At 64.4% G+C, this 7,948-nt stretch carries 8 protein-coding genes, 1 tRNA gene and 1 pseudogene; 1 reads left to right on the forward strand and 9 read right to left on the reverse strand.

Translation table 11 applies throughout. The features are described from left to right. Nucleotides 1-2: 2 nt before the first annotated feature. The 7 genes from ACOXXX_RS02380 to ACOXXX_RS02410 form a co-directional block, all read right to left on the reverse strand. A complete protein-coding gene (locus tag ACOXXX_RS02380) occupies nucleotides 3-1,268 on the reverse strand; it encodes a glutamate-5-semialdehyde dehydrogenase (protein ID WP_422824932.1) in 1,266 nt (421 codons plus the stop codon). A gap of 35 nt (nucleotides 1,269-1,303) precedes the next feature. Continuing rightward, complete coding sequence (gene proB, locus ACOXXX_RS02385; RefSeq protein WP_422824933.1) at nucleotides 1,304-2,410, reverse strand: glutamate 5-kinase; 1,107 nt, start codon at nucleotides 2,408-2,410, stop codon at nucleotides 1,304-1,306. Continuing rightward, the gene (obgE, locus tag ACOXXX_RS02390) at nucleotides 2,398-3,441 is read right to left on the reverse strand and encodes a GTPase ObgE (RefSeq protein ID WP_422824934.1); all 1,044 of its coding nucleotides are present in this window, start codon (nucleotides 3,439-3,441) and stop codon (nucleotides 2,398-2,400) included. The genes proB and obgE overlap by 13 nt, the downstream gene beginning before the upstream one ends. Nucleotides 3,442-3,513: 72 nt before the next feature. After that, nucleotides 3,514-4,053, reverse strand: a complete 540-nt coding sequence (locus ACOXXX_RS02395) for a GNAT family N-acetyltransferase (RefSeq protein WP_422824935.1) — start codon at nucleotides 4,051-4,053, stop codon at nucleotides 3,514-3,516. A gap of 171 nt (nucleotides 4,054-4,224) precedes the next feature. Continuing rightward, nucleotides 4,225-4,494: a 50S ribosomal protein L27 gene (rpmA, locus tag ACOXXX_RS02400; RefSeq protein WP_422824936.1), complete on the reverse strand. Its 270-nt coding sequence runs from the start codon at nucleotides 4,492-4,494 to the stop codon at nucleotides 4,225-4,227. A 12-nt stretch (nucleotides 4,495-4,506) separates the two neighbouring features. Further along, a complete protein-coding gene (locus tag ACOXXX_RS02405; RefSeq protein WP_422824937.1) occupies nucleotides 4,507-5,217 on the reverse strand; it encodes a 50S ribosomal protein L21 in 711 nt (236 codons plus the stop codon). A gap of 201 nt (nucleotides 5,218-5,418) precedes the next feature. Beyond that, the gene (locus ACOXXX_RS02410; protein ID WP_422824938.1) at nucleotides 5,419-6,228 is read right to left on the reverse strand and encodes a hypothetical protein; all 810 of its coding nucleotides are present in this window, start codon (nucleotides 6,226-6,228) and stop codon (nucleotides 5,419-5,421) included. A gap of 152 nt (nucleotides 6,229-6,380) precedes the next feature. Here ACOXXX_RS02410 and ACOXXX_RS02415 point away from each other — a divergent pair. Continuing rightward, nucleotides 6,381-6,470 (forward strand) — tRNA-Ser (locus tag ACOXXX_RS02415). A 414-nt stretch (nucleotides 6,471-6,884) separates the two neighbouring features. Here ACOXXX_RS02415 and ACOXXX_RS02420 read toward each other — a convergent pair. Together ACOXXX_RS02420 and ACOXXX_RS02425 are read right to left on the reverse strand one after the other, a co-directional pair. Continuing rightward, nucleotides 6,885-6,989 (reverse strand): annotated as a pseudogene (locus ACOXXX_RS02420) (IS5/IS1182 family transposase); the annotation flags it as partial. A 78-nt stretch (nucleotides 6,990-7,067) separates the two neighbouring features. Continuing rightward, nucleotides 7,068-7,781: a calcium-binding protein gene (locus ACOXXX_RS02425; RefSeq protein ID WP_422824939.1), complete on the reverse strand. Its 714-nt coding sequence runs from the start codon at nucleotides 7,779-7,781 to the stop codon at nucleotides 7,068-7,070. Between the last annotated feature and the right edge of the window lie 167 nt (nucleotides 7,782-7,948).

A 7,948-nucleotide genomic window follows, 5' to 3' on the forward strand; every position in this document is an offset into this window, starting at 1 on the left:
GTTCAGCCCCGGACGGTGCCATCCCCGACCACGAGATACTTGAAGCTGGTCAGCTGTTCTGCCCCCACCGGACCGCGCGCGTGCAGCTTGCCGGTGGCGATGCCGATCTCGGCCCCCATGCCGAACTCTCCACCGTCCGCGAACTGGGTCGAGGCGTTGTGCATCACGATGGCCGAATCCACCCGCTCAAAGAAGCGCGCGGCGGCGGCGGCATCTTCGGTCAGGATGCAATCGGTGTGCTGCGATCCGTGGTCGCGGATGTGCGCGATGGCCGCGTCGATATCGTCGACCACCCGCGCCGCGATGATCATGTCGAGGAATTCGCGGCCCCAGTCGTCGGGCTGCGCCTGGGTCGTGCCCTCGATCGCGCTTAGCGTGTCATCCACCCGCACCTCGACCCCGGCATCCAGCAGCGCCCGGATCACGCCCTGGCCGATGGTGTCGACCGCGTCGCGGTGAATAAGCAGGCATTCCGCCGACCCGCAGATGCCGGTGCGCCGGGTCTTGGCGTTCAGGATCACATCCAGCGCCTTCACCGGATCGGCGGCGGCATCGACATAGATGTGCACGATCCCTTCGAGATGGGCAAAGACCGGCACACGCGCCTCGCGCTGCACGAGCCCCACCAGCCCCTTGCCGCCGCGCGGCACGATCACGTCGACATAGTCGGTCATGGTCAGCAGTTCCGACACCGCCGCCCGGTCGCGCGTCGGCACAAGCTGGATCGCATCCTCGGGCAGATCGGCGGCCCGCAGCCCATCGACCAGGCAGGCATGGATCGCGCCCGAGCTGTGAAAGCTCTCGGACCCGCCGCGCAGGATGACCGCATTGCCGGACTTGAGGCACAGCGCCCCGGCATCGGCGGTGACGTTCGGGCGGCTTTCGTAGATCACCCCGATCACCCCCAGGGGCGTGCGCACGCGCTGGATATGCAGGCCGCTTGGCCGGTCCCATTCGGCCATGACCGCGCCCACCGGATCGTCCTGCGCGGCGATGGCGCGCAGCCCTTCGACGATCGCCTCGATCCGCGCCTCGTTCAGAAGCAGGCGGTCCATCATCGCGTCTGACAGGCCCTTGTCGCGCCCGAACTCCAGATCCCGGGCGTTCGCCTCGATGATCGCCGCGCGCCGGTCCCAAACCGCATCCGCCGCCACCTCGAGCGCGCGGCGCTTCGCCTCTGGCGCGGCAAAGGCCAGCGTGGCCGCGGCGGCCTTGGCGCGCGCGCCGATGTCCTGCATGAGGGCGGGGATGTCGGTGAGGTCTTTCATGGTCTCGGTCCCGTCTTGCGGTGGTGGGGGTGGCGTCACAGCGCCATGTCGTCGCGGTGGATCAGAACGGCGCGGCCAGGATAGCCCAGTATCGCCTCGATATCAGTGGATTTGTGGCCCCGGATCGCCTGCGCCTCTTGCGCGGTATAGCGCACGAGGCCCTGGCCCAGCGTCGCGCCCCTGCCATCCAGAATGCGCACCGGATCGCCGCGCCCGAAGGTGCCGCTGACAGCACTGACACCCGCGGGCAGCAGCGACCGGCCCTGGCCAAGGGCTGCCACCGCCCCGGCATCCAGCGTCAGATCACCGCGCGGCTTCATCGCCGCAATCCAGCGCTTGCGCGCCGCATGCGGGTCAAGCTGCGGCGTGAACCAGGTGGCGGCCCCGCCGTTTTCCAGCGCCGTCAGGGGGTTGAGAACCGATCCTTCGGTGATCGCCATGGAACAGCCCGACGCGGTGGCGGTCTTGGCCGCCAAGAGCTTGGTCTTCATTCCGCCCTTGCTCAGCCCTGATCCGGCGTCGCCCGCCATCGCCTCGATCTCTGGCGTGATATCGTCAATGATATCAAACCGCTGCGCGCCGCTGTCAATGTTGGGATTACCGGAATAGAACCCGTCCACATCCGACAACAGAATCAGCTGATCGGCACCCACCGTCACCGCCACCTGCGCCGCCAGACGGTCGTTGTCGCCATAGCGGATTTCATCCGTGGCGACGGTATCGTTTTCGTTGACGATGGGCACGACATCGAATCCGATCAGCGTCTCAAGCGTCGCGCGGGAATTGAGATAGCGCCTGCGATCCGCGGAATCCTCAAGCGTTACGAGCACTTGCGCGGTGGTGATGTCATGCGGGGCCAGCACCTCTTCCCAGGCGCGGGCAAGCCGGATCTGGCCCACGGCAGCGGCCGCCTGGCTTTGTTCCAGCGGCAGCACGGTCGCGGGCAGGCCCAGAACCCCGCGCCCCAGCGCGATGGAGCCGGACGACACCAGCACCACCTGTGTCCCGCGCGCACGCAGCCGCGCCACATCCGCCGCCGTAGAGTGCAGCCAGTCCGACCGCAGCGCGCCCGTGGCCCGGTCCACCAACAGGGCCGAGCCGATCTTGACCACCAGCCGCCGGGCGTCGGTCAGGGCTGCCACGGCGCGTCCTCCTGGGCCTCATCCTCCGCCTTGATGCGCAGACGGTTGTCGTCGATTCGGGCGCGCACGACGCGCAGCACCTCGGTCAGCCCCTCGCCGCTGACGCCGGACATGAGGTAGACCTTTTCACGGGCGACGGTCTGCAGTTCCTCGCGCAGGAAGGCGCGTTCCTCGTCATCGAGCGCGTCGATCTTGTTGAGCACGGTCACCCGGGGCTTGTCGGCCAGACCTGCGCCGTAGGCTTCGATCTCATCGATGATGGTCTGGTAATCCTCGAGCAGCGTGCCCGAGGTGCCATCGACCAGATGCAGCAGCACCGCGCAGCGCTCCACGTGCCCCAGAAACATGTCGCCCAGGCCCCGCCCTTCGTGCGCGCCCTCGATCAGACCCGGAATATCCGCCACGACGAATTCCACGCCATCCACGCCGACCACGCCAAGGTTGGGGTGCAGCGTGGTGAACGGATAATCCGCGATCTTCGGCCGGGCGTTGGAGGTGGCGGCCAGGAAGGTCGATTTCCCGGCATTGGGCAGGCCCAGCAACCCCACGTCCGCAATCAGCTTGAGCCGCAGCCAGATCGTGCGTTCGACGCCAGGCTGACCGGGATTGGCGCGACGCGGCGCCTGGTTGGTGGCCGATTTGAAATGCAGGTTGCCCCAGCCGCCATTGCCCCCCCGCGCCAGCAGCACGCGCTGGCCCAGTTCGGTCATGTCGGCCAGCACTGTCTCTTCATCCTCATCCAGGATTTCCGTGCCCACGGGCACTCTTAGCACGATGTCTTCACCTGTTTTACCGGTGCGCTGACGGCCCATGCCGGGCTGGCCATTGTCGGCAAAGAAATGCTGCTGATAGCGAAAGTCGATCAGGGTGTTGAGCCCGTCCACCGCTTCGGCCCAGACATCGCCGCCGTTCCCGCCGTCCCCGCCGTCCGGCCCGCCGAATTCGATGTATTTCTCACGGCGAAAGCTGACAGCCCCGCCGCCGCCTGCGCCGGAGCGGATGTAGACCTTGCAAAGATCGAGGAATTTCATAGTCTTGCATCCTGCGGTTGGCGCGTCTTGCGCGGTGTTGTCCACCTGCCTGGGCGCCGCAAGCGGCGCAGGTCAGCGCATTTTCTTGATATACGTCCAAGTGGGTACGTTGGCGTTGCGGGCAAGACAATAGGCTTCGGCGTCGCCGATATATTCGAACCCGCAGTTGGTCAGGACCTTGGCGGAGGCCTGGTTGTCCTGGAACACGCAGGCGAACATCGTCTCGTTGCCCAGCGGATTGGCCTCGACCAGCGCGCGGACGGCGTCCGAGGCGAGCCCGGTGTTCCAGAATGGCGGCGCAACCCAGTAGCCGATTTCGGACTGGTTGCGGTCCATCCGCACGAGCGAGATGACACCCATGACCTCGGGCCCGTCGACCTTGGTGCCGTCCATCGCCCAGACATCCTCGTTGCGCAGCGGCGCCGTGGCGCGGGCGATGAAGGCCTCGGTCGTGCCCGGCGGAAGGGGGTGCGGAATCGCCTGGGTCATGGAGGCGACGCGCGGATCGCTGCTGTAATGCGCGATCAGGCCGGCATCGGATTTGCACAGCGGTCGCAGATCGAACCGATCTGTCGTCACTGTCGTCTGCGCTTCGGCCGTGTCGAGGCTCATGATCCTTCTCCTCCGCTTCCACCGCTCCTTGGGGGCATACCCAAAACCGTCTGACCTGCGACTGCGTTCCAAATCGGGTCGGACGGGGCCGCCGGGGATGGGCTGACGGCAAAACTGAAAAAGGGGACCGGCTGTGCCGATCCCCCAGATTTTCAGAACCTTAAGGTCGGCTTATTCCGCGGCCTCCGCCACTGGCAGGACCGAAATGAAGGTACGGCCCTTGAGGCCCTTGTGAAAGGTCACGGCGCCTTCGACGGTCGCAAAGATCGTGTGATCCTTGCCCAGGCCCACGCCTTCGCCCGGCCAGAACTTGGTGCCGCGCTGACGCACGATGATGTTGCCGGGGATCGCGGACTGGCCACCGAACAGTTTGACGCCAAGACGGCGTCCGGCAGAGTCGCGACCGTTGCGGGAGGAACCGCCTGCTTTTTTATGTGCCATGGGTGTCTCTCCTTATTTCTCGGTCAGGGCTTTGGCCTGCTCGATCCAGCCTTCACGCTCGATCCGGCCTTTGAACGACAGGACTTCGCCGAACTTCTCGACGTCTTCCTCGGTCCAGGCGGCGATCTGCGCAAAGGTGGTGATACCGGCCTCGTGCAATTTCTTCTCAAGTGCCGGACCGACGCCCGACAGCTCTTTCAGGTCGTCCGCACCGGCGGATTTGGCGGGAGCCGCTTTCGCGGGCGCCTCTGCCTTGGGCGCTTCGACCGACTTGGTCTTGGCTTCGTTGTTCTTGACGCGGGCCTTCATCTCGGCCTGTTCGGACGCGTTGTCGGCATAGCGCTCGGTGCCGAGGCCGCGCGGCAGCGTTCCGGCACCGATGGCGGCCTTGACGCCCGACTTGTCCGCGCCCGAGGCGAGGATGTCAGTCACCCGCAGCAGCGTCAGCTGCTGGCGGTGGCCCTTGGTGCGCTGCGAACCGTGCTTCCGGCGGCGCTTGACGAAGTGGATGACCTTGTCACCCTTGATCTGGTCGATGACCTCGGCCTGCACGGCGGCGCCGTCGACCGTGGGCGTGCCGACGGTCACATCGTCGCCACCCAGCATCAGAATCTCGTTGAACTGGACCTTTTCGCCAGCATCGGCCGCAAGCTTTTCCACCCGGAGCGTATCGCCCGACTGGACCTTGTATTGCTTGCCGCCGGTTTTCATCACCGCAAACATGCGTATCGTCCTTTATCTGCCGCGTCCTGTGGCCCCCGGATCGGTCCCGGATGTTGTGGCTGTCGCCGCCTCGAACTGCGCGCCCCCGTATCGGGGCGGTATTACAAGAAACAAGAAGGCCGGTGCAGAGCGCCCCGACCTCAGAGCCGCGCTTATGTTGCGGATCGCACCGTTTGTCAAGCGCCCCGCCCGCGATTTGGCCTACAAATCCTCACCCTGCATCTGCTGCGCCGCGGCAAGCCCCAGCGCATAGCTGATCTCGTCATACATGTCGTTGAAGCCTTGGAAAAGCGCGCGGTTCATGGCCTGGCCCGCGGGCGTGTCCGACAGCTCGGAATACTCGGCCAGCGCGTCGTCATCCAGGGGGCCGTAAGCCAGAAGAAGGTAGGCGAACAGCCATTCGCGCGTATCGGCGCGGGTGTCGTCCTCCTGCGTCCAGACATCCGAAAGCATCTCGGCTTCGGTCATCTCGAGCCCGCCGCCTTCGGCAAGCCCTTTGTAGAACATGAAGCTGGCGTTGAGCGCGCCCACGACATTGGCCTCGATGAGGTCGTTCTGATCGACAAAGGTCTCGAGCGCCGCAAGCCGGGCGTCATCCCGCCCCTCGAGCGCCAGGTAGGTGTCGCGCGCCGCCTGCTCGACCTCGTCCTCGACCATCGCCTCGCGTGCGGCGATCTCAAGCTCGACGATCCGAGCGCCGGCGCCGTCCTCGAAGAACGCCAGCAGCGGCGTGATGTCGGTGCCGGACAGCGCTTCGGCAAAGCCCGCCTTGACCGTCGCCTCCATGGCGTCGGTGTCGTAGATCTCTGCCACGATGTCCTGCCACCCCGGCCCGCCGCCGCCCGGCAGCAGGTCGCGGCCAAGCTCTGCGCCATAGTCCAGCCCCTCGATGCGCATGATCTGAACCATCTCGGGCACGCCAAGCGCATCGGCCAGATCGTCGGCGGGCGCGGCCCGGACCGGCAGCGCTAACGACACGGCGGTCAGAACGGAAACGGCGCGAATGAACATGGGGCAGATCCTTTTCTCGGGGTTGTCCGCAACCTAAGCGCGCCCCTGCCCGATTGCCAGATGCGACAGCCCGCGCCCTGCGCGTTGGGATCGTCATTTTCCCTGTTGCACCCGCCCGCCCAAGTGGCTAAACGCACGCACCAGACCCCCGCGGAGAGGTGCCGGAGTGGTCGAACGGGGCGGTCTCGAAAACCGTTGACCCTTCACGGGGTCCCAGGGTTCGAATCCCTGTCTCTCCGCCAGTTGCCCTGCCTTCGATGGTTAGGTGCACGTCCACGAGCAGATATGTGAATTTGCCGCTCTTCAGTCAGTGCTCTGCGGCTAGCGACGCTTGCAGGCTATCTCTTGTGGTCATCGGATCATTGCGAGGTTTTTTGAAGGACGCGACACCCCGATAGCGGTCGATATGGTCGCGATCTCGTGCCATCAATAGCCCGTGAGCTCGCCATGCGATCCGGATGCGCTGGAAAGAAACTTCAAGCGAATGGCGGAGAGAACGGGACCTCCGTCGAACCTTCTCTCGATCGCAAGGCATTGATTTCAATGCTCCCTCCAAGAGTTTGATACGTCAGTCGGTGCAAACACGACCATGTCCCAACAGGGCGTTTTTTTGACAAGTTGGCTGATTGTCGGACTGCCCCTTTCTCCGGACAGATCTATCCCATGGTGTCCGTGACAGGTATCCCGAGCGCAGAGCTGCCATTTAATACAGCGATACGGACTCGGACTTCGGCGACTTGGCGGTCAAAATCGCGGTCCATTTACCAATAATAATTCCTCACTACGGCCAAAGTGTATGTGAGTTCTCCCGGCTTGATAGGCTCTTTTCCAAGTGCGTCTTAGACGAAGTCTGCTTCTGACAAGTCACTAAGGGCAACACCATACAAATCGATGTATTGTGTCGTGTCCTGGCTAATCGAAACACGCACGCCGCCTGTGATGCTAGAAATTGTAAGGTCGGAATAGGTTATTCCTCCAGAGAGAGCCACGAGATCACTTCCATCTTCGAAGTTGGGTACCTCGTTTTGATCGCTACCCTGTCCGAAGACAAATGTATCGCTACCCGGACCGCCATCGAGGAAATCCGAGCCGCCACCGCCGTTCAGACTGTCGTCGCCGTTGCTGCCGTAAAGGCTGTCGTTGCCGAGACCGCCTTCCAGCACGTTCGCACCGATGTCACCGTACAGACGGTCATCGTGGTCCGACCCGGTCAGGTTCTCGATCCCGACCAGGCTGTCGCCCGCGGCATCCCCGTAGCGCGCGATCCCGCTGTAGAGCGACACCAGCACACCCGCCGCAGACCCCGCGTAACTCGCCGTGTCGATCCCGGAACCGCCGTCCAGCAGATCACCGCCATAGCCGCCGTTCAGACTGTCGTCGCCGTTGCTGCCGTAAAGGCTGTCGTTGCCGAGACCGCCTTCCAGCACGTTCGCACCGATGTCACCGTACAGACGGTCATCGTGGTCCGACCCGGTCAGGTTCTCGATCCCGACCAGGCTGTCGCCCGCGGCATCCCCGTAGCGCGCGATCCCGCTGTAGAGCGACACCAGCACACCCGCCGCAGACCCCGCGTAACTCGCCGTGTCGATCCCGTGGTCCTCCCCCACTGAAGTGGTCCTCCGCTATGTTTAGGAAAACGGAGGAAACACATGGCCAACAAGCGACCAAAGCCCGAGGAGATTGTCACGAAATTACGGCAAGTTGAGGTTCTGACGGGGCA

The organism is Thalassococcus sp. BH17M4-6, from assembly GCF_049323015.1.
Classification (GTDB): domain Bacteria; phylum Pseudomonadota; class Alphaproteobacteria; order Rhodobacterales; family Rhodobacteraceae; genus Puniceibacterium.